This window comes from Rhizobium leguminosarum (assembly GCF_002953715.1).
Taxonomy (GTDB): Bacteria; Pseudomonadota; Alphaproteobacteria; order Rhizobiales; family Rhizobiaceae; genus Rhizobium; species Rhizobium leguminosarum_V.
This window is the reverse complement of record NZ_CP025017.1, coordinates 83821-109482: the sequence shown is the minus strand read 5'-3', so window position 1 is coordinate 109482 and position 25662 is coordinate 83821. Positions and strand designations below refer to the sequence as shown.

Annotated in this window: 19 protein-coding genes and 1 pseudogene; 8 read left to right on the top strand and 12 right to left on the bottom strand. The window is 63.1% G+C overall.

Annotated features, from left to right (window positions below):
• From CUJ84_RS36985 to CUJ84_RS36960, 6 genes are all read right to left on the bottom strand, one after another.
• Nucleotides 1–1230 carry a dihydrolipoamide acetyltransferase family protein gene (locus tag CUJ84_RS36985; protein ID WP_029873440.1) on the bottom strand — a complete coding sequence of 410 codons (1230 nt, stop codon included), beginning with the start codon at nucleotides 1228–1230 and terminating at the stop codon, nucleotides 1–3.
• A 3-nt stretch (nucleotides 1231–1233) separates the two neighbouring features.
• The gene (locus CUJ84_RS36980) at nucleotides 1234–2247 is read right to left on the bottom strand and encodes an alpha-ketoacid dehydrogenase subunit beta (protein ID WP_029873441.1); all 1014 of its coding nucleotides are present in this window, start codon (nucleotides 2245–2247) and stop codon (nucleotides 1234–1236) included.
• Nucleotide 2248: 1 nt separating this feature from the next.
• Nucleotides 2249–3481, bottom strand: a complete 1233-nt coding sequence (locus tag CUJ84_RS36975; RefSeq protein ID WP_027688871.1) for a 3-methyl-2-oxobutanoate dehydrogenase (2-methylpropanoyl-transferring) subunit alpha — start codon at nucleotides 3479–3481, stop codon at nucleotides 2249–2251.
• Between the two features lie 66 nt (nucleotides 3482–3547).
• Nucleotides 3548–4675 carry an acyl-CoA dehydrogenase family protein gene (locus tag CUJ84_RS36970; protein ID WP_105010379.1) on the bottom strand — a complete coding sequence of 376 codons (1128 nt, stop codon included), beginning with the start codon at nucleotides 4673–4675 and terminating at the stop codon, nucleotides 3548–3550.
• Between the two features lie 16 nt (nucleotides 4676–4691).
• Complete coding sequence (locus CUJ84_RS36965) at nucleotides 4692–5879, bottom strand: acetyl-CoA C-acyltransferase (protein WP_105010378.1); 1188 nt, start codon at nucleotides 5877–5879, stop codon at nucleotides 4692–4694.
• A 23-nt stretch (nucleotides 5880–5902) separates the two neighbouring features.
• The gene (locus CUJ84_RS36960; RefSeq protein WP_105010377.1) at nucleotides 5903–6670 is read right to left on the bottom strand and encodes a 3-hydroxyacyl-CoA dehydrogenase; all 768 of its coding nucleotides are present in this window, start codon (nucleotides 6668–6670) and stop codon (nucleotides 5903–5905) included.
• 81 nt (nucleotides 6671–6751) lie between these two features.
• Between CUJ84_RS36960 and CUJ84_RS36955 the strand changes: the two genes are divergently transcribed.
• The 6 genes from CUJ84_RS36955 to CUJ84_RS36930 are packed head-to-tail and all read left to right on the top strand — an operon-like array spanning nucleotide 6752 to nucleotide 13791.
• Nucleotides 6752–7837, top strand: coding sequence for an AraC family transcriptional regulator (locus tag CUJ84_RS36955; RefSeq protein ID WP_105010376.1), 1086 nt, complete (start codon nucleotides 6752–6754; stop codon nucleotides 7835–7837).
• A 43-nt stretch (nucleotides 7838–7880) separates the two neighbouring features.
• Entirely contained in the window at nucleotides 7881–9026 is a 1146-nt protein-coding gene (locus tag CUJ84_RS36950) for an isovaleryl-CoA dehydrogenase (protein ID WP_105010375.1), read from the top strand.
• The gene (locus tag CUJ84_RS36945; protein ID WP_105010374.1) at nucleotides 9023–10633 is read left to right on the top strand and encodes a carboxyl transferase domain-containing protein; all 1611 of its coding nucleotides are present in this window, start codon (nucleotides 9023–9025) and stop codon (nucleotides 10631–10633) included. Before CUJ84_RS36950 ends, CUJ84_RS36945 begins: the two co-directional genes overlap by 4 nt.
• Nucleotides 10634–10640: 7 nt before the next feature.
• A complete protein-coding gene (locus CUJ84_RS36940; RefSeq protein WP_105010373.1) occupies nucleotides 10641–12506 on the top strand; it encodes an acetyl/propionyl/methylcrotonyl-CoA carboxylase subunit alpha in 1866 nt (621 codons plus the stop codon).
• Nucleotides 12506–12958: a MaoC family dehydratase gene (locus CUJ84_RS36935; RefSeq protein ID WP_105010372.1), complete on the top strand. Its 453-nt coding sequence runs from the start codon at nucleotides 12506–12508 to the stop codon at nucleotides 12956–12958. The genes CUJ84_RS36940 and CUJ84_RS36935 overlap by 1 nt, the downstream gene beginning before the upstream one ends.
• On the top strand, nucleotides 12955–13791 hold the full coding sequence (locus CUJ84_RS36930) for an HpcH/HpaI aldolase/citrate lyase family protein (protein WP_105010371.1): 837 nt from the start codon (nucleotides 12955–12957) through the stop codon (nucleotides 13789–13791). The genes CUJ84_RS36935 and CUJ84_RS36930 overlap by 4 nt, the downstream gene beginning before the upstream one ends.
• Before the next feature lie 34 nt (nucleotides 13792–13825).
• On the opposite strand, the gene CUJ84_RS36925 is transcribed toward CUJ84_RS36930, so the two are convergent.
• From CUJ84_RS36925 to CUJ84_RS36915, 3 genes are all read right to left on the bottom strand, one after another.
• Complete coding sequence (locus CUJ84_RS36925; RefSeq protein ID WP_105010370.1) at nucleotides 13826–15280, bottom strand: efflux transporter outer membrane subunit; 1455 nt, start codon at nucleotides 15278–15280, stop codon at nucleotides 13826–13828.
• 102 nt (nucleotides 15281–15382) lie between these two features.
• Complete coding sequence (locus tag CUJ84_RS36920; RefSeq protein WP_105010369.1) at nucleotides 15383–16672, bottom strand: HAMP domain-containing sensor histidine kinase; 1290 nt, start codon at nucleotides 16670–16672, stop codon at nucleotides 15383–15385.
• Between the two features lie 2 nt (nucleotides 16673–16674).
• Nucleotides 16675–17361, bottom strand: coding sequence for a response regulator (locus CUJ84_RS36915; protein ID WP_105010368.1), 687 nt, complete (start codon nucleotides 17359–17361; stop codon nucleotides 16675–16677).
• Between the two features lie 232 nt (nucleotides 17362–17593).
• Here CUJ84_RS36915 and CUJ84_RS36910 point away from each other — a divergent pair, with 232 nt between their 5' ends.
• Nucleotides 17594–18667: an efflux RND transporter periplasmic adaptor subunit gene (locus CUJ84_RS36910; RefSeq protein WP_105010367.1), complete on the top strand. Its 1074-nt coding sequence runs from the start codon at nucleotides 17594–17596 to the stop codon at nucleotides 18665–18667.
• Nucleotides 18667–21812 (top strand): annotated as a pseudogene (locus CUJ84_RS36905) (efflux RND transporter permease subunit). Before CUJ84_RS36910 ends, CUJ84_RS36905 begins: the two are co-directional and overlap by 1 nt.
• Before the next feature lie 590 nt (nucleotides 21813–22402).
• On the opposite strand, the gene CUJ84_RS36895 reads toward CUJ84_RS36905, so the two are convergent.
• From CUJ84_RS36895 to CUJ84_RS36885, 3 genes are read right to left on the bottom strand one after another with little or no spacing between them, the layout of a single operon-like run.
• On the bottom strand, nucleotides 22403–23824 hold the full coding sequence (locus CUJ84_RS36895; protein ID WP_105010366.1) for a mandelate racemase: 1422 nt from the start codon (nucleotides 23822–23824) through the stop codon (nucleotides 22403–22405).
• Complete coding sequence (locus CUJ84_RS36890; protein WP_105010365.1) at nucleotides 23821–24837, bottom strand: hydroxyacid dehydrogenase; 1017 nt, start codon at nucleotides 24835–24837, stop codon at nucleotides 23821–23823. The genes CUJ84_RS36895 and CUJ84_RS36890 overlap by 4 nt, the downstream gene beginning before the upstream one ends.
• Nucleotides 24838–24841: 4 nt before the next feature.
• Nucleotides 24842–25660: a sugar phosphate isomerase/epimerase family protein gene (locus tag CUJ84_RS36885; protein ID WP_105010364.1), complete on the bottom strand. Its 819-nt coding sequence runs from the start codon at nucleotides 25658–25660 to the stop codon at nucleotides 24842–24844.
• Between the last annotated feature and the right edge of the window lie 2 nt (nucleotides 25661–25662).

The window sequence follows — 25662 nt, the reverse complement described above, 5'->3', positions numbered from 1 at the left end:
TCAGCTTTCGATAAAAATGAGCGCCGGCGTTTCGAGCAGCGTGCGGATGCGCTGCACGAAGTTTGCCGCATCCCAGCCGTCGATGATGCGATGATCGAAGCTGGAGGAGAGGTTCATCATCTTGCGCGGCACGAACTGCGTGCCGTCCCAGACCGGTCGTGTGGCGATCTTATTGACGCCGACGATCGCCACTTCAGGATGATTGATGATGGGTGTCGAGACGATGCCGCCAAGCGCTCCGAGCGAGCTGATGGTGATGGTGGAGCCGGAAAGCTCATCACGTGTCGCAGTACCCGAGCGCGTCGCTTCCGCCAGCCGGTTCATCTCCGCGGCGCAATCCCAGATGCCGCGGGCTTCCGCGTGCCGCACCACCGGCACGGTCAGACCGGCCGGCGTCTGCGTGGCGATGCCGATATGCACGGCACCATAGCGCGTGATGATGCCGGCATCGTCGTCGAAAGTGGCGTTGACCTCAGGCTGCTCGGAAATAGCCTTGACCAGCGCCCGCATCAGGAAGGGCAGAACCGTCAGCTTCGGATGATCAGGCCTGCGATCGCCGTTCATCGTGGCGCGCAACTCCTCGAGCGCGGACATATCCACTTCCTCCACATAGGTGATGTGGGGGATGCGCGAGGCGGAAAGCACCATCTTCTCGGCGATGCGGCGGCGCAGGCCGGTCAGCTTGATCTCCTCGGTCGCTGTCTTCTTGGCAAAACCGTTCTTGACCGCCGCGGGAGCGGTTCCAGGGGTCAGGAATTGCTCGATATCCTCGCGCAGGATACGCCCGGCCGGCCCTGTCCCCTGCACCTGCCTGAGATCGACACCGCTTTCCCTGGCGAAGAGCCGCACGGAGGGAGCGGCAAGCGGCTTTTCCGCCGGCGCCGCCGCAGGGGCTGGCGCTGCCGGAGCAGATTTTGCAATCTCGGTCCTGGGCGTTTCGGCAATCGGCGGCTGCGAGATCCCAATGGGCGGAGCCTCGCCGATCTCCCCCGCCGTCTCGATCCGCACCAGCGGGGCCTTGACCGCGATACGGTCTCCGACCTCACCCGCAAGCCAGGTGACGATGCCGTTGACGGGAGACGGAATTTCCACGGTGGCCTTGTCGGTCATGACGGCAGCGATCACCATGTCCTCGCGGACGGGATCTCCCGTCTTCACGTGCCATTCTACGATCTCGGCCTCGGCGACCCCTTCCCCGACGTCAGGCATCTTGATGATGAATTCGCCCACAGCTCAGGCCTCCATGACTTCGGCAAGCGCCCGCCCGACTCGGCCGGGACCGGGGAAATAGTCCCACTCCTGCGCATGCGGATAGGGCGTGTCCCAGCCGGCAACGCGCACGACCGGCGCTTCGAGATGATAAAAGCAATGTTCCTGCACCAGTGCTGCGACCTCGGCGCCGAAGCCGGAGGTCAGGGTTGCCTCATGCACGACGACGCAACGACCGGTCTTCGAGACCGATTTGACGATCGTATCGAGATCGAGCGGCAGCAGGCTTCTGAGATCGATCACCTCGGCATCGATGCCGGCATCCTCGGCGGCGGCAAGCGCCACATGCACCATGGTGCCGTAGGCAACCACGGTCACCGCCGATCCCACGCGCCGCACCTCGGCCTTGCCGATCGGGATGGTATAGTGGCCGTCAGGCACCTCTCCGAGGTCGTGTTTCGACCAGGGCGTCACCGGCCGCTCGTGATGGCCGTCGAAGGGGCCGTTATAGAGGCGCTTCGGCTCCAGGAACATGACCGGGTCGGGATCCTCGATCGCCGCGATCAGCAGGCCTTTGGCGTCATAGGGATTGGAAGGCACGATCACTTTCAGCCCGCAGACATGGGTAAAAAGCGCCTCCGGACTCTGGCTGTGCGTCTGGCCGCCGAAAATGCCGCCGCCGGTCGGCATGCGCACGACGATCGGGCAGGTGAAATCGCCGTTGGAACGGTAGCGGATGCGGGCCGCCTCCTGTGTCAGCTGGTCATAGGCCGGATACATGTAATCGGCGAACTGGATTTCGACGCAGGGCTTCAACCCGTAAGCCGCCATGCCGATTGCCGTGCCGACGATGCCGGATTCGCTGATCGGCGTATCGAAGCAGCGCGTTCTGCCGTATTTTGCCTGCAGGCCCTGTGTGCTGCGAAAGACACCACCGAAATAGCCGACATCCTCGCCGAAAACGACGACATTGTCGTCGCGTGCCATCGATACGTCCATGGCGCTGCGCACGGCCTCGATCATCGTCATCCTGGCCATGTCAGTACCCCGCCTTCTGCCGCTGGCGGCGGATATGCGGCGGCATCTCGGCATAGACGCCCTCGAAAATGTCGCGCACCGAAGGCCTGCCGCCGGCATGCAGCGTGCCATGCGCTTCTGCCTGGCGCTGCGCCTCGATCACCTCGTCCATGATTTCGGCTTCGGCCTGCACATGCCGCTCCTCCGACCAAGCGCCCTTGACGATCAGATGTTTCTTCAGCCGTAGCACGGGGTCGCCGAGCGGCCAGGCCTCCGATTCCGTCTTGGGCCGATAGGCGCTCGGATCGTCGGAGGTCGAATGGGCGCCGACGCGATAGGTCACATATTCGATCAGCGTCGGGCCGAGATTGCGCCGCGCGCGCTCGGCCGCCCAGCGGGCGACGGCATGGACGGCGAGATAGTCGTTTCCGTCGACACGCAGCGCCGGAATGCCGAAGCCAAGGCCCCGCGCCGCGAAAGTGCCGGAGCCGCCGCGGGCGATGCCCTGAAAAGTGGAGATCGCCCACTGATTGTTGACGATGTTGAGAATAACCGGCGCCTTGTAGGTCGAGGCGAAAACGAGCGCCGAGTGGAAATCCGATTCCGCCGTCGATCCGTCGCCGATCCACGCCGCGGCAATGCGGCTGTCGTTCTTGATCGCCGAGGCCATCGCCCAGCCGACGGCCTGCACATATTGGGTGGCGAGATTACCCGAGATGGTGAAGAAGCCGTGTTCCTTGGAGGAATACATGATCGGCAATTGCCGGCCGCGCAGGGGATCGCTCTCGTTCGAGTAGATCTGGTTCATCATCTCGACCATCGGATAGTCGTCGGCAATCAGCAGGCCTGCCTGGCGATAGGTCGGGAAATTCATGTCTCCCTTCTCGAGCGCCTTGCGAAAGGCGCAGCTGACGGCCTCTTCGCCGAGATGCTGCATGTAGAAGGAGGTCTTGCCCTGCCGCTGCGCCATCAGCATGCGAGCATCGAAGGCGCGCAGCTTCATCATGTTGCGAAGCCCGGTCAGCAACTCCTCATTGGAGAGCGACCCTGCCCAGGGACCGACCGCCTCGCCCTCGCGATTCAAAACACGGATGATGGAATAGGCGAGGTCGCGGATATCTTCTGATGCGACATCCACCTCCGGCCGCGGCACGGAGCCGGCCTTGGCAATCTTGACGTTGGAAAAATCGGGCTGACCGCCGGGGCGAACGGCGGGTTCGGGAACATGCAGGCTCAACCGAGCGGAATCCACCATGCTTTTTCTTTCCTCCCTTTGCCCGGCCTTGCTCCCCTCCTCCGGAAGCAGGGCCGGATGTGGTTCCTATAGATTGCGGGCGATCACCATGCGCTGCACGTCGCTTGTTCCTTCATAGATCTGGCAGATGCGCACATCGCGATAGATGCGCTCGACCGGATAGTCAGCCATGTAGCCATAACCGCCATGGATCTGGATCGCGTCGGAGCAGACGCGCTCGGCCATCTCGGAGGCAAAGAGCTTCGCCATCGAAGCTTCCGACAGGCAGGGCAGTCCGGCTTCCCTGAGGGACGCGGCATGAAATACAAGCTGCCGCGCCGCCTCGATCCGCACCGCCATATCGGCAAGGCGGAAGGCAACGGCCTGATGCTCGAAGATCGGCTTGCCGAAGGCCGTGCGCTCCCTGGCGTAGTCGCGCGCCGCCTCGAAGGCCGCCCGCGCCATGCCGACGGCCTGCGCCGCGATGCCGATCCGTCCGCCCTCGAGATTGGCGAGCGCGATGCGATAGCCCTCGCCTTCCGCGCCGAGCCTGAGTTCTGCCGGAATGCGCATGCTGTTGAAGGCGATCTGGCAGGTATCGGAGGAATGCAGCCCAAGTTTTTCCTCGACGCGGATCACCTCGTAGCCCGGCGTATCCGTCTGCACGATGAAGGCGGTGATGCCCTTCTTTCCGACATCGGGATCGGTAACGGCAAAGACGATGATGACATTGCCGTTCTTGCCCGAGGTGATGAATTGCTTGGAGCCGTCGATCACGTAGTGGTCGCCATCACGCCGCGCCCGGGTCTTCAGGTTCGAGGCATCGGAACCGGCCTGCGGCTCGGTCAGCGCAAAGCCGCCAATCCATTCGCCGCTGGCCAGTTTCGGCAGGAAGCGCTGCCGCTGCTCCTCGGTGCCGAATTTCAGGATCGGCACACAGCCAACGGAGCTATGCACGCTCATGATCGTCGAACAGGTTCCGTCGCCCGCGGCAATCTCCTCCAGCGCCGCGGCATAGGCGACCACGCCGGTATCCGATCCCCCATAGGCTTCCGGCACCAGCATGCCGAGCAGGCCGAGTTCACCCATTTCCTTCAATTCCTCGCGTGGGAAGAGATGCTCCCGGTCGCGTTTGGCTGCCCCCGGCGCTAGCCGGTCGCGGGCAAAGTCACGGGCGAGATCTGAGATTTGCTGCTGGAGGTCGGAAAGGATCATCTGTTCTCTCCCTCTCCTATTGCCGTTCGATGGCAACGGCGGTCGCCTCGCCGCCACCGATGCAGAGCGCGGCCATGCCGCGCTTCAGGTCGTATCGCTCCAGTGCTGCAAGCAGCGTCACCAGGATGCGAGCCCCCGAGGCGCCGATCGGATGGCCGAGCGCGCAGGCGCCGCCATGCACGTTCACTTTTTCATGCGGCAGGTTGAGATCGCGCATCGCCGCCATGGCGACGACGGCGAAAGCCTCGTTGATTTCGAACAGACCAACCTCCGACAGCGGCACGCCGGTGCGATCGGACAGCTTCTGCAGCGCGCCGATCGGTGCGGTGGCAAAAAGATTGGGCGCCTGTGAATGCGTGGCATGGCCGAGGATGGTGGCAAGCGGCTTCAGGCCGCGATGCTCCGCCTCGGAGCGGCGCATCAGCACCAGGGCTGCCGCGCCATCGGAGATCGAGCTGGAATTGGCGGCGGTCACCGTGCCGCCCTCGCGGAAGGCGGGCTTCAGCGTCGGGATCTTGTCGAGCTTCGCCTTGCCGGGCTGTTCGTCGCGGCTCGCCACTTGCTCGGCTTTACCCGATTTTACGGTGACCGGCACGATCTCGCTTTCGAAACAGCCTTCGGCAATCGCCTTCTGCGCCCGCGTCAGCGAGGCGATGGCGTAATTGTCCTGCGCCTCGCGTGTGAACTGATAGGCCTCGGCGCAATCCTCCGCGAAGGTGCCCATCAAGCGCCCCTTGTCATACGCATCCTCCAGCCCGTCGAGGAACATGTGATCCACGACACGCCCATGGCCGAGCCTGTAGCCGCCACGGGCCTTGTCAAGGAGATAGGGCGCATTCGTCATGCTTTCCATGCCACCTGCAACCGCCGCCGAAGCGCTGCCGGCGGCGATCAGGTCATGCGCGATCATCACGGCCTTCATGCCTGAGCCGCACATCTTGTTGACGGTGCTGGCCGCGGTGGCAAAGGGCAGGCCGGCATGGATCGCCGCCTGGCGCGCCGGCGCCTGCCCCTGCCCCGCCGGCAGCACGCAGCCGAAGACGACCTCCTCGATCGCCTCGGCCTCGACGCGGCTCCGCTGCAGCGCCGCGCGGATCGCCGTTGCTCCCAGTTCCGGCGCTGTCGCCTCCTTCAGCTCTCCCTGAAAGCTGCCGATCGGGGTGCGCGCCGCACCGACGATGACGATGGGATCCTGCAAAACCATCTTTCCTCCTTCGGGCGAAGCGCTCACCGCGCGCCCATCCGCAATGCGCCGTCGAGGCGGATGACCTCGCCGTTCAGCATGTTGTTTTCCAAGATATGGCGTACCAGCCCGGCAAATTCCGCCGGCCGACCGAGCCGTGGTGGAAAGGGCACGCTCTTGCCGAGTGCTGCCTGAACCTCGGCCGGCATATCAGCCATCATCGGTGTCTCGAAAATGCCGGGTGCGATCGACACGACGCGAATGCCGTGACGCGCTAGCTCGCGAGCGATCGGCAAAGTCATCGCCGCCACCCCGCCCTTGGAGGCGGCATAAGCTGCCTGGCCGATCTGGCCGTCGAAAGCGGCGACCGAGGCCGTATTGACGATGACGCCGCGTTCGCCTTCCGCATCCGGCTCGGTAGTCTGGATCGCTGCCGCTGCCAGCCGGACCATATTGAATGTGCCGATGAGATTGATGCTCACCGTGCGGGCAAAACTCTCCAGCCGGTGCGGCCCGTCGCGGCCGATCACCTTTTCGGCCGGTGCGACGCCTGCGCAATTTACCAATCCGCGCAAGCCGCCGAAGGCTTCGATGGCAGCGGCAACCGCCGCCGCCCCCTCCTCGCCATCGGTCACGTCGGCCCTGAGGAAACGGGCATCGCTTCCGAATTCCCGGACGATTTCCTGACCGGCTTCGGCGTTGAGATCGGCGATTGTCACCCGTCCGCCCGCCTCCACAAGCATGCGCGCTGTTGCCGCGCCGAGGCCGGAGCCGCCGCCGGTCACGATGAAACTTGCACCTCGGATCAGCATGGGCCTGTTCCTCCTGCCGGCCGCGCCTCCTCCAGGCTCAGCCGAATGAGAGGATTCTATTCCGTCGGCCTATTGCAAGCGATGACAGAATTGCTCCATTATTTCGGACAGTTTTGCCATATAGAGGGCGCGATGGCCGAAATCGAGCGACGCATGATTGCACCGGCCTTTGTCGAGGAGGCCCTCGACAGCCTGCGGCGGCTGGATAAGCCGACAGAGCCTATTCTTGCGCGTGTGGGACTGCCGCCGCTGGTCGATCAACCGGTGTCGGCCGAGACCTATGGCGCGCTCTGGCTGGCAATCGCCGCCGAGCTCAACGACGAATTCTTCGGCATGGGTGGCCGACCGATGCGCGGCGGCAGCTTCACGCTGCTCTGCCACTCTGTGCTGCATGCGCCGACGCTGGGTCACGCCCTGCGCCGGGCGCTACGCTTCCTTGATGTCGTGCTCGACGATCCCAGAGGACGGCTCGTCATCCGCGACGGTCTGGCCGAGGTCGAGCTCACGGATGCCGGCGGCCCGCGTTCAGCCTTCGCCTATCGCACCTATTGGATCATCCTGCACGGCATCACCTGCTGGCTGGTCGGCCGGCGCATTCCGATCCGGCTCGTCGATTTCCGCTGCGCGGAGCCCAAACAAGGCGCCGACTATCGGCTCTTCTTCGGCGCGCCAGTGCGTTTCTCGCAACCCATCAGCCGGCTCGGCTTCGATAGCGCCTTGCTCGACCTGCCGGTGGCGCGCAGCGAACAGGCGCTCAAACAGTTCCTGCGCGGCGCGCCCGCCAATATTCTGGTGCGCTATCGCTATGATGCCGGCATCGCCGCCGCGGTCCGACGCCGCCTGAATCTGGCCACGCCGGCTGCCTGGTCGCGCTTTACCGAGCTTGCCGCCGATATGCGTATGCCGCCCTCCACGCTCCGCCACCGCCTGCACGACGAGGGACAAAGCTATGCCGCCATCAAGGACGACATCCGCCGGGATCTCGCCGTCGAACTGCTGCTGAACACGCCGATGACCATCGGTGAGATTGCCGTGCAGCTCGGCTATTCCGAGCCGAGCGCCTTCTTCCGGGCCTTCCGGAAATGGATGGACAAGAGTCCCGAAGCCTTTCGCCGGGAGGAAGCTCTCTCGCAATTGGATGAGCCATCCCAATCAAGGGCACTTTGACCCGGCCGCAACCCGCGCTACATATTTCAGCGGGAGGAGTGCCATGTTTGATTTTTCGCTCGGCGACACCGCGGACGCGATCCGTGAAACGACGGCGCGGTTTGCCGCCGATCATATTGCTCCGCTGGCTGCGGAGATCGACGAAAGCAACACATTTCCACGCCAGCTCTGGCCTGAGATGGGCGCGCTCGGCCTGCACGGAATCACCGTCGAAGAAGAATTCGGCGGCGCCGGTCTTGGTTATCTCGACCATGTCGTCGCCATGGAAGAGGTTTCGCGCGCCTCGGCCTCCGTGGGGCTCAGTTACGGCGCCCATTCCAATCTCTGCGTCAACCAGATCCGCCGCTGGGCCTCGCCGGAACAAAAGCGCCGTCACCTGCCGAAGCTGATCTCCGGCGAACATGTCGGTTCGCTCGCCATGTCGGAGGTCGGCGCCGGTTCCGATGTCGTCTCCATGCGGTTGCGTGCCGAGAAAAAGGGCGACCGCTATATTCTGAACGGCACCAAGTTCTGGATCACCAACGCGCCGCATGCCGATGTGCTTGTTGTCTATGCCAAGACCGATCCCGCAGCCGGCCCGAAGGGCATTTCCGCCTTCATCATCGAAAAGGGCCCGCCCGGTTTCAGCGTCTCCAAGAAGCTCTCCAAGCTCGGCATGCGCGGCAGCGACACGGCCGAACTGGTCTTCGAGGATTGCGCGGTACCGGCCGAGACGCTGATGGGCCGGGAGGGAGAAGGCGTGAAGATCCTGATGTCCGGCCTCGACTACGAGCGCGCCGTGCTTGCCGCCGGACCGCTCGGCATCATGCAGGCCTGCCTTGACGTCGTGCTGCCCTATGTGCGCGATCGCAAACAGTTCGGCAAAGCGATCGGTGATTTCCAGCTGATGCAGGGCAAGATCGCCGATATGTATGTCGCGCTGAATTCGGCGCGTGCCTATGTCTATTCCGTCGCCCGCGCCTGCGACGCCGGCCGGGCGACGCGCACGGATGCAGCTGCTGCGATCCTCTTTGCCAGCGAAAATGCCGTGAAGGTCTCGCTGGAAGCGATCCAGGCGCTCGGCGGCGCCGGCTATACCAAGGAATGGCCGGTCGAACGCTATTTGCGCGACGCCAAGCTTTACGATATCGGCGCCGGCACCAATGAGATCCGCCGCTACCTGATCGGCCGGGAGCTCATTGCGTCATGACGGTGATTTCGACTGCGATCGACCGCGACAGCGAGAGCTTCAAGGCCAATGCCAGCAAGAACAAGGCGCTTATCGACGAGCTCCACGGCCGTTCGGCGAAAGCACGCGAGGGTGGATCGCAGACAGCGCGCGAGCGCCATACCGGCAAGGGCAAGCTGCTGCCGCGCGACCGCATCCAGCTTTTGCTCGATGCCGGCAGTCCGTTCCTGGAGATCGGCACGCTGGCGGCCAACGGCATGTATGATGACGAGGCGCCGGGCGCCGGCATCATCGCCGGCATCGGCCGTGTTGCCGGCCGCGAGGTGATGATCGTCGCCAATGACGCGACGGTGAAGGGCGGTGCCTATTTCCCGATGACGGTGAAGAAACATCTGCGGGCGCAGGAGATCGCCATGCAGAACCGGCTGCCCTGCCTCTATCTGGTCGATAGCGGCGGCGCCAATCTTCCGCATCAGGCTGAAGTCTTTCCCGACCGCGACCATTTCGGCGCGATCTTCTACAACCAGGCCCAGATGTCGGCCGAAGGCATTCCGCAGATCGCCTGCGTCATGGGAAGCTGCACTGCAGGCGGCGCCTATGTGCCCGCCATGTCCGACGAAACGGTCATCGTGCGCAATCAGGGCACGATCTTCCTCGCCGGTCCGCCGCTGGTGAAGGCCGCGACCGGCGAGATCATCTCGGCCGAAGAGCTAGGCGGTGCCGAAACCCATGGCCGCCGCTCCGGCGTCGTCGATCATGTCGCCGAGAATGATGAACATGCACTGCTGCTCGTTCGCGATATCGCAGCCACCCTCAACAGTGTGAAATCAGTCGATATCGACCTCAAGCAGCCACAGCCGCCGAAACTCGATGCCGAGGATCTCTGCGGCCTCATCCCGGATGATGTGCGCTCGCCCTATGATGTGCGCGAGGTCATCGGCCGGATCGTCGATGGCTCGGAACTGCATGAGTTCAAGCCGCTCTACGGCACCACGCTGGTCTGCGGCTTCGCCCGCATCTGGGGCATGCCAGTCGCCGTCATCGCCAATAACGGCGTTCTCTTCTCCGAAAGCGCGCTGAAGGGCGCGCATTTCATCGAGCTCGCCTGCCAGCGCCGCATACCCTTGCTGTTTCTGCAGAACATTTCCGGTTTCATGGTCGGCGGCCGCTATGAGGCCGGCGGTATCGCCAAGGATGGGGCAAAGCTGGTGACGGCAGTTGCAACCGCTACCGTGCCGAAGGTCACCGTCATCATCGGCGGCAGCTTCGGCGCCGGCAATTACGGCATGTGCGGCCGCGCCTATCGCCCGCGCTTCCTCTTCACCTGGCCGAACAGCCGCATCAGCGTGATGGGCGGCGAACAGGCGGCCTCGGTGCTCGCCACGATCCGCCGAGACTCCATGGAGGCGCGCGGTGAGAATTGGCCTATTGATGAGGAGGAGGCTTTCAAGGCGCCGATCCGCGCCGGCTACGAGGCCGAGGGCAATCCCTATTATGCCACGGCTCGTCTCTGGGACGACGGCATCATTGATCCGCGCCAGACCCGTGATGTGCTGGGCCTTGCCTTTTCCGCCTGCCTGAATGCGCCGATCCCGAAAGGGCCGCGCTTCGGCCTGTTCAGGATGTGAGGCGCCGATGATGGAAAGCCTTCTCATTGCCAACAGGGGCGAAATCGCCCGCCGCATCATCCGCTCGGCCAAGATGCTCGGCATCCGCACCATTGCCGTCTATTCCGAGGCCGATGCCGGCCTACCCTTCGTAAGCGAGGCGGACGAGGCGATCGCCATCGGCCCCTCGCCGGCCCGCGAAAGCTATCTCTCGCAGGAACGCATCCTGGAGGCCGCCCGGCAAACCGGCGCTGCGGCGATCCACCCCGGTTACGGTTTCCTTTCAGAAAATGCCGAGTTTGCCGAAGCGGTGGAAAAGGCCGGCATCATCTGGGTCGGCGCGCCCCCGGCTGCAATCCGGGCGATGGGTCTCAAGGATGCTGCCAAGGAATTGATGCAGGCGGCCGGAGTGCCCGTGACCCCCGGTTATCTCGGGCCGGACCAGAGCGAAGAGAGGTTGGCGGTCGAGGCGGACACCATCGGTTATCCCGTGCTCATCAAGGCCGTTGCCGGCGGCGGCGGCAAGGGCATGCGCCGCGTTGAGCGCGCGCAAGATTTCGCCGAACTTCTCGTCTCCTGCCGCCGTGAAGCGGCCGCCTCCTTCGGCGACGACCGTGTTCTGCTCGAACGTTATATCGCCAATCCGCGCCATATCGAAGTGCAGGTCTTCGCCGACATGTTCGGCAATTGCGTTCATCTCTTCGAACGCGATTGTTCGCTGCAGCGCCGTCACCAGAAGGTGATCGAAGAAGCCCCTGCCCCGGGCCTCGATGCCGCCACCCGCGCGACGATCTGCGATGCGGCGGTGAAAGCCGCAAGAGCGGTGAATTATGTCGGCGCCGGCACCATCGAATTCATCGCCGATGCCTCGGAAGGCCTTCGCGAAGATCGCATCTGGTTCATGGAAATGAATACGCGGCTGCAGGTGGAACACCCGGTGACCGAGGCGATTACTGGCGAGGATCTGGTGCTCTGGCAGCTGAAAGTCGCTTGCGGCGAGCCCTTGCCGAAAATGCAGGATGAGATCGCCATGAACGGCTGGGCCTTCGAAGCCCGGCTCTATGCCGAAAATCCTGCCGCCGGCTATCTGCCCTCGACCGGCCGGCTTGAACATCTCAGCCTGCCGGGGTCCGTCCGTGTCGATAGCGGTGTCGAGCAGGGGGATGACATCACCGCCTTCTATGACCCGATGATCGCCAAGGTCATTGCCCATGGGCCGAACCGCGAAGCCGCACTTTCGAAGCTCGCAGCCGCCTGCGCATGTATCGAGGTCTGGCCGGTCAAATCCAATGCCGGCCTGCTTGCCCGCATCGCTGTCGATCCAGATTTTTGCGCAGCTCGGATCGATACCGGCTTTCTCGACCGCCATGGCGATAGCCTGGTGGCGACGGAGCCGAGCGAAATCGCGATCGACACCGCGGCCACTGTGCTTTCAAGAAATACGGATGGTGATCCCTGGTCCGCGCTTGCCGGGTTCCGCATCGCCGGCGCGGATGACAAGAGGGTGCGCATCCGTATCGGCGAGCACCTCGTTTGGGGGAAAGCACGTCGAGGGCTTGCGGCAAATACCGTCACGATCGGTGAAACGACGGTGCTTTTCGACGCCGGCAATGCCTGGCCGATCAGCCTGCCCGTCGCAAGTGAAGTCGAGGCAAGTCAGGGTGCCGGCGATGGCGCGATCCTGTCACCCATGCCCGGCCTCGTCATTTCGGTTGATGTCGCCGAGGGCGATCGTGTCGCCAAGGGGGACCGCCTGCTGACAGTCGAAGCGATGAAAATGGAACATTCGCTGCGCGCACCTTTCGACGGAATCGTCGAAAAACTGCAGGTTTCCTCGGGTCTCAGGGTCTCGGAAAACCAACTCGTCGTCAGCGTTGTGAAGGAGCAGGATTGATGGCCGGCCGCTATTTCGACGAGTGGACGGTCGGCGACCGCATCGCCCACGACATCCGTCGCACGGTCACCGAGACCGACAATCTGCTGTTCACGACGCTCTCCCACAATCCGCAGCCGCTGCATCTCGATGCCGACTATGCCGCCGGCACCGAGTTCGGCCGTATCGTCGTCAACGGCACCTTTACCTTTGCCCTCACCGTCGGCCTTTCGGTCGGCGACACCACGCTCGGCACGCTCGTCGCCAATCTCGGCTATGACAAGGTGACGATGCCGAAGCCGGTCTTCATCGGCGATACGCTGCGGGTGGAAACGGAGGTGATGGAGCTGCGTCGCTCGAACTCCCGCGCCGATGCCGGCATCGTCACCTTCCGGCATATCACGCTTAACCAGCGCGGCGAGATCGTCTGCCAATGCCTGCGCACGGCAATGCTGAAGGTGAAGCCGTCATGAGGCTGCGCTCGCTGCTCTTCGTACCCGGCGACCGGCCGGAGCGTTTCGAAAAAGCGCTCGCCTCAGGCGCCGATGCCGTCATTCTCGACCTGGAAGATTCGGTTGCGCCCTTAAACAAGCCGAAAGCGCGCGAGAGCGTGCACGAGTTCGTCTTGCATCATGCCGGCGAGACCCCTCTCCTGATCCGCAGCAATCCCCTCGCCTCGCAAGAATTCGAAGGCGACCTTGCCGCTTTGAGCGGCCTTCATCCTTTCGCGATCGTGCTGCCAAAGGCCGAGGGTGCTGCTTCGGTGCTGAAGCTCGCAGGCTCTCTTGCATCTGCAATTCCCATCCTGCCGATCGCAACCGAAACACCATCCGCGATCTTCGAGATCGGCAGCTACCGGGATGTCGCGAGCAGCCTCTGCGGCCTGACCTGGGGTGCTGAGGATCTGCCTGCCGCGATGGGGGCTACGACCGCGCGCAGGACGGATGGCCGCTACACGCCGCCTTACGAGCTTGCCCGCTCGCTCACGCTGTTCGCGGCCCATGCCGCCGCCGTTCCGGCAATCGACACCGTCTATCCCGATTTCCACGATCTCAACGGTCTCAAGGCCTATGTCGGCCGAGCCCGGCGCGACGGCTTTTCCGGCATGATGGCCATCCATCCGAGCCAGGTCGAAACGATCAATCACGCCTTCACGCCGGATGCATCCGAGATCGCCTGGGCGGAGAAAGTCGCCGCCGCCTTTGCCGCCAGGCCCGACGCGGGCGTCATCCAGCTTGACGGACGCATGCTGGATTTGCCGCACCTCAAGCTTGCCCTCCGCATCCTGGAAACAGCAGGCCGATAGCCAGCGAGCCGCTCGCTTGACTGTCTTCGGCTAACTAGTCTGACTTCGCCATTCGCTCGGGAGCATTCTGCCCTAGTTGTGTCAGGTAGCCGGCGCCAATGGCGACGTAGAGATCCACATAGTCCTTTGCAACCTCCTGCACAGTGGCTGCAAGGCTTGCCTGGGCATCGGAGACCGAACGTTGAGCGTCCAGGACGTCAAGCAGCGACGAGGCGCCGCCTTTATAGCTCGTCGTTGAAAGCGCGAGTGATTCCTCCGCCGTCTGCACCTGCCTGCGCAGCGGCGCCAGTGTCTGCGTGTCATGGCGAACTGCCGACAGGGCGTTTCCCACTTCTTCGACTCCGTTCAGCACCGCCTCTTTCCAGGCGAGATACTGGGTCTTGGCATCGGATTTTTCGATATCGACATTCGCACGCAATTTGCCGCCATCGAAGATCGGCAGGTTGAGCGTCGGTCCGAACGACCAGCTGGTCAAGGTTCCGCCGCTGGCGCCCGATGATTTGACCCAGCTCGGCGAGATCGAACCGGAGAGCGAGATCGATGGATAAAGCTGGGCTTCGGCAGCACCGATATCGGCGACGGCCGCCGCCAGGTCGCGTTCTGCCTTGCGGATATCGGGACGGTTGCGGATGAGGTCGGCCGGAATGCCGGCGCGAATGTCGCCGCGGAAAACCGGCTGACCGGCGCTTTTCTGCAGTTCGCCCATCAGCGAGGCCGCCGGCATCCCGAGCAGAGTGGCAATATGATGTGCCGATTCGGTGAAGCTCTGTTGGAGGCCAGGAATGTCGGACTTTGTCGACTGTACCAGGCCCTCGGCCTGAACGACGTCGAGGCGGGAGGCCGCACCTGCCTTGAGCTGCAGCTGCGTGAGTTCGTAAGTCTGTTGGCGGGATTTCAAGCTCGCCTGTGAAAGCGCGATGCGCTCCTGGTAATAGCGGGCGTCGATATAGCTCTCGACCAGGTCTTTCAGGAAGGTGAGCTTTGCATTGTCGGCCGTTGCATAGGCGGCCCCCAGCGAGGCAATCGCACTCTCCTTCGAGCGACGGTACTGGCCGAAGAAGTCGAGCAGCCAGGAAAGGCTGGCCTCGCCGCCTGTCGTGTTCGTGGTGCCGATGGTCGTACGCTGCGAACCCTTCTCACCGGACACGGTGTGCGATGCGCCGACATCGAGGCTCGGCAGGCCACCGGCACCCGCAACCGTGACATTGGCGGAAGCCGAATTGATGCGCTCGAGCGCCTGCAGGACATCAAGGTTCTCGCTGAGACCATGAGCAACCAGGCCGTCGAGCTGCTTGTCACGATAGGCCGTCCACCACTGCGCCGTCACGACATCGCCGTTGCTCTTGGTCCCGCCCTCTTGGAACTTAGCAGGAAGCGGCATCTGTGGGGGAACGTGATCCGGGCCGCTGACGCAGCCCGCCAGCAGAAGCGTGAATGCCGATGCGGCGTAGCGGAGGGATGATATTTTCGTGCAGAGCGACGGACTCACGGGCGAGCTTTCTGAACCGGGATCGTAGGTTCAGGCTTAGCGGCGCCAACGTTAATGGCGGTAAAGACACTGTAAAGTTAGGTAAAATCGCAGGGAGCCGGATCAGGCTCGGTCGTCAACCGAACCATAGGGCGTCGGCTTTCTGGGAAGCTCCAGGGTGATTGCCAGACCTCCGGCATCCGGCAACGACGCATGCACACGCCCGCCATGGCGCTCGATGGCCTGCCTGGTGATTGCAAGACCCAGGCCATATCCGCCTCTCGGTACAGCCTCGTTTCCGCGTGAGAACGGCTGGAAGATCCGTTCGAGTTCGTCCCGCCTGACACCTGGCCCTTGATCGGTGACACAGATTTTGAGGCGCTCGTCCGTCGTCTCGCAAGATACTGATATGCGCGAATGCTCGGCCGTGTACTTGACGGCGTTGCGGACGACGTTTTCGAGCGCCCTGTAGATCAGTTCGCCTTCGACTTCGGCGCGGAAGACGCCCTCGACACTGGTTGTGATTGAGACCTCCCGTGCTTGGGCTTCGAATGCCGCGTCGCCGAGAATTTCGTTCAGGAGCTCGATGACATCAAGAGTGTGCGTTTTCAGCGGCCGGCTGGATCCCGCAGTCAACCTGGCAAGCGTCAGAACTTCGCCGACCAGTGCATCGAGCCGTTCGACCTCCCGGTCCATGCGGTCCAGCATGGCGCCGAGTTTCGCCGGGCTCTGCCGCAGGACGCCGACAGCGGCTTGCAGGCGGGACAAAGGCGAACGCAGTTCGTGGGAGACATCATGGAACAACCGCTGCTGCGCATCCTGAAGCTCCTGAAGCCGGGCGGCGCTGGAATCGAAGTCATGAGCAAGCGCGGTAACCTCGTCCTTTCGGCCGGCCATCTTGTCACCGATGCGGAAGTCGAAGCGGCCATGGGCGAGCGCGCTCAGGCCATCACGCAGATGCACGACGGGACGAATGAGGTATCGGGCAAGTGCGCCTGCCGATATCGTGCTCGAAATCAGGATTGCGAGCCACGGTATGAACGGACCAAGGTTGTCGAAGGTGAAAGTGGCCTGAACCGGCAGGGAAATCTGATAGCAAATCCCGTCCTTGAGGACGGATCTTGTATCGACGGTCTTTGGAACCGCACAGGCATCGGCTTTCGCGGTTTTGGAAATCGTCAGGCCAGGCGGTAGCGTCTCTTCGCTTGTGCGCACGAAATACGTGGCGGCATCTTCGCCATCTCTTGAGAGCACGTTTGCGGTCAGGTTCAGGGTGATCGCTCGCCGCTCTTCCTCCAGTTCGCGCGCGAAAGGAACCCCCTGGAGAAAATTGACGAGCAGGAAGATCACGCCGACTGTCGCCGCCATCGTCAGCCAGATCGTCGTGAAGAATTTCCAGAAAAGCCGGGGCATAGTCAATCCACGAGAAGTTGATAGCCCTGGCCGCGAACGGACTGGATCCAGGATTGTCCGTCCTCCCTCAGTCCGAGCTTCTGACGAACGCTGCTGATATGGACGTCGATACGGCGATCGAACGGGGTCAGCGGCTTGCCGAAGGCCCGCTTCGAAATGTCCTGCTTCGACACGAGCTGGCCGGCGCTGCGGGCGAGGACCTCGAGCAGGCTGAATTCCGTGCCCGTCAGTTCCAAGCTTTCGCCGCGCCATTCGGCGATCCTGCTGCTCGGATGAATCACGAGTTTTCCCGCCCTTATCGTGTCGGTCGTCGCGCCGGCCGCCGGCTGACCTGCCCGACGGAGGATGGCGCGCAACCTTGCCGCAAGTTCGCCCGGCGAGCATGGCTTCGGCACATAGTCGTCGGCGCCGAGATTGAGACCCGATATCCTGTCGACGTCATCGCCCCTTGCGGTCAGCATCAGGACCGGGACCTGGCTGAGCTTCCTGATCCTCTGCAGAACCTCGATCCCGTTCATCCGAGGCATCATGATGTCGAGCACGATAATATCGACCGTATTGCCGGCAGCAGCGGCAATCGCGGCGCGACCGTCCGTATCGGTGACGACCTCATATCCTTCTTCGACGAGATATTCCTGCAGAAGCGTCGTCAGCTCGGCATCGTCGTCGATGAGGAGAACCTTGTTCATTCACTTCGTCCGTCATTAATCCCAAGAAGCCATACAGCACAAACACAGTCGCGCGACCGAGTTTTACCTAACTTAACACTAACTTGACCGCACTTAACGTTCACCCCGTTACTTATCCTGCCATGACATAGACGCGCGCCGAGGCCGGTTGCTGCGCATGAGCGGCAATCATCCGTCGAGTTGGCGCGGATCGGGAAAAGGCAGCGATGCCTTGACCACAAGGAGTGCATCGTTGAGAAAACCGCCCAGAATATTCGCTGCCGCTCTTGCTGCGACAGCGCTCCTGCTTCCCCTGCGCAATGCCATGGCGGATCAATCCGCCGCACCCGCCCTTACCGTCTCGCTGGTGACGCCGGCTGAGCGGGACTGGCCGGAAACCGTTCCCGCAAGCGGCTGGCTGAAGCCCTGGCAGGAAGCCATCATCGCTTCCGAGACGAGCGGTCTGCGCGTAACCGAAATCCTGGCCGACGTCGGCTCCGTGGTTAAGAAGGGGCAGACCCTCGTCCGGCTGTCGCAGGACAGCGTGCAGGCCGACCTTCGCAAGCAGGAGGCGGCCGTCGTGACCGCCAAGGCAAATCTGACAAAGGCAAAGGCCAATGCCGATCGCGCTCGCCAGCTCCAACCCTCCGGTGCCCTCTCGGATGAAAAGATCGTCGAATATTTCGCCGACGAACAGACGGCGACGGCAAGTCTTGCGTCTGAAGAGGCGGCGCTGGACAGCCAGAAGATCAAGCTCGACCAGACAACCGTCACGGCCGTCGACGACGGCCTAATAACCTCGCGATCGGCCGAACTCGGCGCGGTCGTCTCGTCGGGCACCGAACTGTTTCGCCTGGTCCGCCAGCAGCGGGTCGAATGGCAGGCCGAGGTTTCCGCTCGTTACCTCTCACGCATCTCGGAAGGATTGAGCGTCGACATCGACGGGCCGGACGGGCGTCCCATTCAAGGCAAGGTAAGGCTCGTCGGACCTTCGATCGACACCAATACAAGCCGGGCGATCGTCTATGTCGCGCTTCCCCAGGATGTTCAGCCGCGCACCGGCCTTTATGTCACCGGCACCATCGAACTGAGGACCACACCGGCACTGACGGTTCCGGAGACAGCGATCGTGTTCCGTGACGGCATAAACTACGTCTTCACCGCCGGGGAGGACAAGCGGGTAAGGCGGGTGCGGGTGGAGACCGGCCGCCGCAACGACGGCGAAGTCGAGATCGTCTCCGGTCTAGATAAGTCGGCGAGAGTGGTGACGTCGGGCGGAGCGTTTCTGTCGGACAACGATCTCGTGAAGACTGCGGGACAAGGTTGATGAACTTTTCCGCATTTTCGATCCGCAATCCCGTACCGGCAATCCTGCTCTTTGCGATGCTTGCCGTCGGCGGTTTGCTGGCCTTCAAGCATCTGCCGGTCCAGAACTTCCCCGATATGGACCTCCCGACCATTAAAGTGACAGCGAAACTCGATGGCGCAGCACCTGCGCAGCTCGAAACGGAGGTCGCCCGCACGATCGAGGACAATCTTGCCTCGCTGAGCTATCTCGACCACGTCACGACGACGATCACCGACGGCACGGTGTCGATCAGCGTGTCCTTCAAACTGGAGAAGGACAGCGAAACGGCCCTGAACGAGGTCCGCAACGCCGTCGACAGCGCACAGGCCGATCTGCCGGCGCAGATGCAAACGCCAAGCGTCACCAAAGTCACCGTGCAGAGTTCGGCGCTGGTCACCTATGCCATCCAGTCTACCGCCCTTAATGAAACCGAGCTCTCCTGGTTCATCGACAACGATCTGACCAAGGCGCTCCTATCGGTATCGGGCGTCGGACAGGTCAACCGCATCGGCGGTGTCGACCGCGAGGTTCACGTCGACCTCGATCCGACGACGATGGCCGCATTCGGTGTGACGGCGACCACTGTGTCGGCGCAATTGAAGTCGGTTCAGGCCGATACGTCAGGTGGCCTTGGCGAGATTGGCGGCACCCGTCAGACATTGCGCACGCTCGGCGCCGTGGCGTCGATCGATGCTCTGAAGGAGCTTAGAATTCCCCTCGCTAACGGGCAGCAGGTTCGCCTCGACGATGTCGCATCCGTTACGGACAGCTTCGCGGAGCGGTCCTCGATGGCCTATCTCGACGGCAAACCGGTGGTCGCGGTCGAGATCAAGCGCTCGAACGGGTTTTCGGACAGCGGTGTCGCGGCCGACGTCGACAAGGCGATGAAACAGTTCGCAGCCAAGCATTCCAACGTCCAGATCGAGGAGGCCTACAGCACGCTCGGACCGATCATCGACAACTACGATGGTTCGATGCACATGCTGTACGAGGGGGCGATCTGGCGATCATCGTCGTCTGGCTCTTCCTTCGGGACTGGCGTGCAACGATCCTGTCGGCCGTGGCGCTGCCGCTGTCGGTCATACCGACCTTCCTTGTGATGTACCTGGCCGGCTTCAGCCTGAATATCGTCACCTTGCTGGCGCTGTCGCTCGTGGTCGGCATTCTCGTCGATGATGCCATCGTCGAGGTCGAGAACATCGCCCGCCACCTGCAGATGGGCAAGCGGCCGATCGACGCCGCTCTGGAGGCGGCCAACGAGATCGGGCTCGCCGTCATCGCAACCACCTTCACGCTGGTCGCGGTCTTCCTGCCGACGGCCTTCATGAGCGGCATACCGGGCCTTATATTCCGCCAGTTCGGTATCACCGCCGCAGTGGCGGTCCTCGTCTCGCTCGTCGTCGCACGCCTGCTGACGCCGATGATGGCCGCCTATTTCATGAAGGCCCATCCGACCGAGGAAAAGGACGGCCGCGTCATGCGCGCCTATCTGGTAATCGTGAAAGCCGCCATGAACCGCAGGAAGACCACGGTGGCAGTGACTGCCGTCGTCGTCGCACTTTCGTTTGCCACCATCCCACTCCTGAAATCCGGCTTCCTGCCCGCTTCCGACGATGCGCGAGCTCAGATCACGCTCACCATGCAGCCAGGTGCTACTATCGAGCAGACGGACGCCACGACCACGAAGGCCGCCGATATCGTCGGCAAGCTCCAGGACGTGACACATGTCTTTTCTTCGGTCGGTTCCGCATCCTCGGGCGGCGGCCCCGACTCCAGCACCACGAGCAGCGTCGGATCCGCCACGCTCGTCGCTGTGCTGTCGCCCATCGGCGAGCGCGATCGCAAACAGTCGGAAATCGAAAACGACATCCGGCAGGCTCTCTCGGTCCTTCCCGGTGTGCGGGTCGCGGTCGGCGGCGGCGGCAACGGCACGAAGCTGGAGATCACCCTTGCCAGTGACGATGCCAACGCGCTTGACAGTGCAAGCACGGCGCTCGAAGAGCAGCTCCGCACGCTGCAGGGCATCGGCGCGGTGACATCGACCGCAGCCAGGCAGGCGCCGGAGATCCAGATCACACCCGACTTCGCCCGCGCAGCAGCGCTCGGGGTGACGTCGAGCGCCGTCGCAGAGGCCGTGCGCGTGGCGACGAATGGGGAATACTCCGCCGATCTGCCAAAGCTCAACCTGCCGCAGCGCCAGGTTCCGATCGTTGTCCGCTTCAGCCCCGAGACACGCACGAAGCTCGACGACATCAAGAATATGCGGGTGGCTGGAACGAACGGCAACGTCGATCTCGGATCGATCGCCGATATCCGGATCGGCGGCAGCCCGTCGGAGATCGACCGTATCGACCGGATGCGCAATGTCACTCTTTCCGTCGAACTCAACGGCCGCATCCTGGGCGACGTCAACCGCGAGGCGCAGGCTCTGCCGGCACTCCGGCGCCTGCCGCCGGGGGTCACTCTCGTCGAACAGGGCGAACTTCAGCGCAGTTCGGAGCTGTTCCAGAGCTTTGGCCTTGCAATGGCGATCGGCGTGTTCTGCATCTACGCAGTCCTCGTCCTGCTCTTCCACGACTTCCTGCAGCCACTCACCCTTCTGATGGCTCTGCCGCTCTCGCTCGGCGGTGCGCTGGTGCCGCTGGTGGTGACCGGAACCAGCTTCTCGATGTCGGCCGTCATCGGACTGCTTATGCTCATGGGCGTGGTGACGAAGAACTCCATCCTTCTCATCGAATACGCGATCATGTCGCGCCGCCAGGGCATGTCGCGGTTCGATGCCCTTGTGGATGCCTGCCACAAGCGCGCGCGACCGATCATCATGACCACCATCGCCATGGCATTCGGCATGCTTCCGGTCGCTCTCAGCCTGACGGGCGGCGATTCCAGCTTCCGGCAGCCAATGGCGATCGTGGTGATCGGCGGTGTCATGATGTCGACGCTGCTCAGCCTCATCGTCATCCCTGTCATCTTCACCTTCGTCGACGACCTCAACGAGGCGCTCAAGCGCCTTGTGCACCGGACCGGGCCTGATACCGCCGGCTCGGAACCGCAGGCATCCAACGATCGCGCCGCGATCACCTTCAAGCCCGAGCTTTCGAAGCGAGGGCAAGGTCAGAGATGACCATCTGCGCCATTGGGCCAGATGGTCCCGTACCCGATATGGGCCGCACCGGCGGCTTTCATGGCAACCTCTTCGGTCGAATTCCCTCCCCCGGAACGAGACCGCGGGACGTGTTCCCCCGCAGGCGGCCTCGCGCCGCCTGCGCGTCCTGCATCTTCTCTGCCAACAGCGTACCTCGCCCGCGTCGCAGAAAGACCTTTACCAAACTTTACACTTCCTTAACCGCGCTTAACATCCACACAGCTATTAGAGTTCGACCTCAGTTCAATCCGGAGTGTCGTGTGTCCAAGGCACATCGAAATATTCTGCATTGCCGCTTCGCGGAGCGGAAAGTCATATTTGCCGAGATTTGGCGGTGGTTGCTGACGCTTGATTCAGAGAATTATATCTCAATTGCTGCTTGCTTAAGTCCCGGGATCCAATCAGGCCGCGCAGAAAACGCTCGAATAGAGCGTCATGCTCTCCTGGAAGACATTTCAATTGGAGGAACGGGGTGATTGATGCTCCGGGTGATCAGGGCATGTTTGCCGGACAGATCGAACAGTTCAACAGGGCAGCACGCCCTATCTCATGCTGAACATTGCCGGGCGTCATGACATTGGCGTCATGGCTTCGAAATCGGGCAAGGCGCCGCTCGCGTAGCCGACCGCCCCGAGCGAAGCGATGGCGATCCGTCCGTCGCGGATCGACAGCAGCGGTCCGTCGCCACCCTGCTCGTAGAGATCGGGATGGGCCGCGGCAAAGCGCGCCTTCTCCGCCTGCGGCGCCCCCTGCATGCCGGCCACATAGTGATGGCCGTTGCGCTCGACATGCGAGAGGCCGAGCAGCGAGACCAGCGCCAGATCCTGTTGCACGGCAAGCCCCGCCTGGCAGGTCAGATCCTCGCCCGAAAGGAACAGTCCCGGCACGGTTCCGGTTCTGATGCGGATCGCCTTCATGAGCGAACGGTAGATGCCCTTGCAGGTTTTCGAGGAGACGCCGGTATAACCGAGCCGCTTGGCGGCGGCGAAGGCCCCGTCGCCGTCGTCGCTCTCATCGATCAGGAAGGGCAATTGCGCCGCCAGGTCCCCCAGCGGCGTGTCCATGGTGATCGCGCGCGAGAACGGCTGTTCGACAAAGGCAATGGCCGCACGCAACCTCGCCAGCCGAGGCGTCGCCTCGATTTGCGCCAGCAAGGCGGCAAGCTGTTCGGGGGCGGCAAACTGTTCGTTGCCATCGACCGTCACCCGATAGTCGGACAGGCGATCCAGCACGGCGGCGATCCGCGTCAGGCGGTCGATATCGGCATCGAGCGCGCCCGAAAGCTTGATCTTGAACCAGCGGTTGCCATAGCGCGCGATCACCGCCTCGAGGCTTTCCGGCAGGCCGTCATCGACGGGATGGACGACATCGCCCTCGCTGATCGGATCGACAAGCCCGATCGTATGCCGGGCCAAGATCGAGCCGGCAGGACGAAGATCGGCAAGCACCGCCAACGCTGCATCCACGTCGATATCGTCGGGCAGCATGGGGCCGCCAATGCCGATGAGATTGCTCCGCACCGCCTCGAAGAAGGAAATGCCGGCAAGGCGGCAATAGGCATCGAGCGCGGCGCGGGCGATGAGCGACGGACCAAAACCGGCGGCCAACGGATTTCCAGGCAAACGCCGCACGGTTTCCATCTCGTTCAGGCGCGCGGCGCCAAACAATGTCGTCGGCGCCGACGGCTCGAGCGAAGCGGCCGCAGCAGTGCGGATCGAGGTGCGCAACTGATCGACATTTTGCGCCGGCGTCAGCGCCGGGTTCTTGTCGAACCATTTCGGCACCATCATCTCGACGGCGGCGCCAAGGGCGGTTCGCCCCTCTTCATCCTCGACGCGGACCCTCAGAAAGGCTTGCGGCGCCTTTTCGAGAGTTGACGCGCCAAAACGGAACGGCAGGCGCAGGCTGATGTCGCGCTCGAAAGCGTCGATCTCGATGATTCTGATGCGCGGCGCCGTCACGGAACCTCCAATGCTTCTGTCCATGGTCATGCCATGCGGTCGAGCATGGCGCGGGACACTTCGTGGTGGAGCGGTTCGCGGCGAAGCAGCCGGCCGATTTCATTCACCATCGCCTGCCCTTGGGCAAGATGTGCCTCTTCGGTGTGGCCGGCAGCATGGGGTGATATGGTGACATTGGCCAGTGCGGGATCGCGGAACGGACTATCTGCAGGCAGCGGCTCGTCGTCAAAGACATCAAGAGCCGCCTCGATACGGCCGGAACGGATCTCGGCGAGCAGAGCCGCCTCGTCGACCAGCTGCGAGCGCGCCGTATTGATGAACAGCGCGCCGGGGCGCAGCAGCGCCAGTTCGCGGGCGCCGATCATGCGGCGCGTTTCGGGCAGGACAGGCGCATGCAGCGAGATCACGTCGCTCTGAGCCAGCATATCGTTCAACCCGGCATTGAAAACGCCGAGCGCAGCAGCCTCGCTATCATGGAGAAAGGGATCGACGACCAGCACGCGGCAGCCGAATGGAACGAGCAGCCGCATGACCGCCCGCCCGACATATCCGGCGCCGACGATGCCGACCGTTCTGGCGCCCAGCAATTTTTGCGGTACGGCTGCGCGGACCTCGAGCCATTCGCCGCCGTTGCGCAATTGATGATGCAGCCGATGAATGCCGCGCATCGCCAAAAGCGCTTCGGCGACCACGAACTCCGCAACCGAGGCGGCAATTTTCGAGGCGGCATGGGTGACGCGAATGCCATCGTCGAACAGACGGGCGGGAACGAGTGTGCGGACGCTGCCTGCTGAATGAGCGACAAGGGCGAGTTGCGGATGGCGCTGGCGCGCGGCGGGATCGAAGGGCGGCGTGCCCCATCCGGTGAGGCACGCGACAGCGCCCTGCAGCAGCTTGTCGACATCGGTGGCGTCGATTGTGGCGCCGGTCGGCCAACGCACCTCGCCGAGGGCGTTCAACTGGGCAATCGCCACGTCGTCCAGCATCATCCGGCGGGTCTTTTCGGTCAGCAGTACGGCGATAACGGGAGCCTGTTCGTTCATGGTTCTACTCTTTCGCTGCGGCGACCAGGCGCCTGAGATGGGCAAGATCGGCGCGGACCTTGTCGAGCGCCTGTTCCCGGGGAACGCGGTATTGGGAATGCATCGAGACCACGCCGGTAAAGCCTGTGGCCACCAGATGCGGGACGATTTCGTTCCAAGGCACCATGCCTTCGTCGAGCCCGTACCAGTCCGAATGCCATGCGCGTTGGCCATGAGCTCCGTAAGCGCCGGGGAACCAACCGCTGTTCTTGACGCCCATGCAGCAGAACCACGGTTCGAGAATATCGAGGGTCAGACGCCAGTCCTCGCTCCCCTCGCGAATGATCTGATTGGCCGGATCGGGATAGGCGCCAATTCTGATGGGATCACGCCCGGCCAGCAATCGCATCGCCAGCGCGCCCGAGCTGTGCAGGGTGCCGCCGTGAAGCTGGATCGTCAGCTTGATGCCGAAGCGTTCGGCCAGGCGCTCGAAGCCGTCGAGATCGCGCCGCGCCTCATCAAGCTGGGCCTGCCAGCGCCGCGACGGGTCGTAGCGCCAAAAGCCAAGCCGGACCTGCCCGATGCCAGCCTCGCCGCAACAACCGAGAAGCCGGGAGGCGGCATCGTCGGGCCGGGTGGAATCGATGGTCGCCATCGGGGTGCGCAGGCCGGCTGCGGCAAAGAGCTTTACCGCATTGACGATTTCCTCCGGCCTGTCAGGGGAAACGGCGTGACCATCGCGAATGAGAAGATCAGCGCAATCGAACCCCAAACCGGCCGTAATCCCGGCCGCCTTCTCGAGCGACAGGCCCTCCAGGGTCTTGGTGAAATAGGCGATATCCATCG

Excerpts from the sequence above, each read along its gene's own strand:
- CUJ84_RS36980 (WP_029873441.1), bottom strand. The coding sequence starts at position 2,247 with ATGGCCAGGATGACGATGATCGAGGCCGTGCGCAGCGCCATGGACGTA.
- CUJ84_RS36975 (WP_027688871.1), bottom strand. The coding sequence starts at position 3,481 with ATGGTGGATTCCGCTCGGTTGAGCCTGCATGTTCCCGAACCCGCCGTT.
- CUJ84_RS36970 (WP_105010379.1), bottom strand. The coding sequence starts at position 4,675 with ATGATCCTTTCCGACCTCCAGCAGCAAATCTCAGATCTCGCCCGTGAC.
- CUJ84_RS36965 (WP_105010378.1), bottom strand. The coding sequence starts at position 5,879 with ATGGTTTTGCAGGATCCCATCGTCATCGTCGGTGCGGCGCGCACCCCG.
- CUJ84_RS36960 (WP_105010377.1), bottom strand. The coding sequence starts at position 6,670 with ATGCTGATCCGAGGTGCAAGTTTCATCGTGACCGGCGGCGGCTCCGGC.
- CUJ84_RS36955 (WP_105010376.1), top strand. The coding sequence starts at position 6,752 with ATGACAGAATTGCTCCATTATTTCGGACAGTTTTGCCATATAGAGGGC.
- CUJ84_RS36950 (WP_105010375.1), top strand. The coding sequence starts at position 7,881 with ATGTTTGATTTTTCGCTCGGCGACACCGCGGACGCGATCCGTGAAACG.
- CUJ84_RS36945 (WP_105010374.1), top strand. The coding sequence starts at position 9,023 with ATGACGGTGATTTCGACTGCGATCGACCGCGACAGCGAGAGCTTCAAG.
- CUJ84_RS36940 (WP_105010373.1), top strand. The coding sequence starts at position 10,641 with ATGATGGAAAGCCTTCTCATTGCCAACAGGGGCGAAATCGCCCGCCGC.
- CUJ84_RS36935 (WP_105010372.1), top strand. The coding sequence starts at position 12,506 with ATGGCCGGCCGCTATTTCGACGAGTGGACGGTCGGCGACCGCATCGCC.
- CUJ84_RS36930 (WP_105010371.1), top strand. The coding sequence starts at position 12,955 with ATGAGGCTGCGCTCGCTGCTCTTCGTACCCGGCGACCGGCCGGAGCGT.
- CUJ84_RS36920 (WP_105010369.1), bottom strand. The coding sequence starts at position 16,672 with ATGCCCCGGCTTTTCTGGAAATTCTTCACGACGATCTGGCTGACGATG.
- CUJ84_RS36915 (WP_105010368.1), bottom strand. The coding sequence starts at position 17,361 with ATGAACAAGGTTCTCCTCATCGACGACGATGCCGAGCTGACGACGCTT.
- CUJ84_RS36895 (WP_105010366.1), bottom strand. The coding sequence starts at position 23,824 with ATGACCATGGACAGAAGCATTGGAGGTTCCGTGACGGCGCCGCGCATC.
- CUJ84_RS36890 (WP_105010365.1), bottom strand. The coding sequence starts at position 24,837 with ATGAACGAACAGGCTCCCGTTATCGCCGTACTGCTGACCGAAAAGACC.
- CUJ84_RS36885 (WP_105010364.1), bottom strand. The coding sequence starts at position 25,660 with ATGGATATCGCCTATTTCACCAAGACCCTGGAGGGCCTGTCGCTCGAG.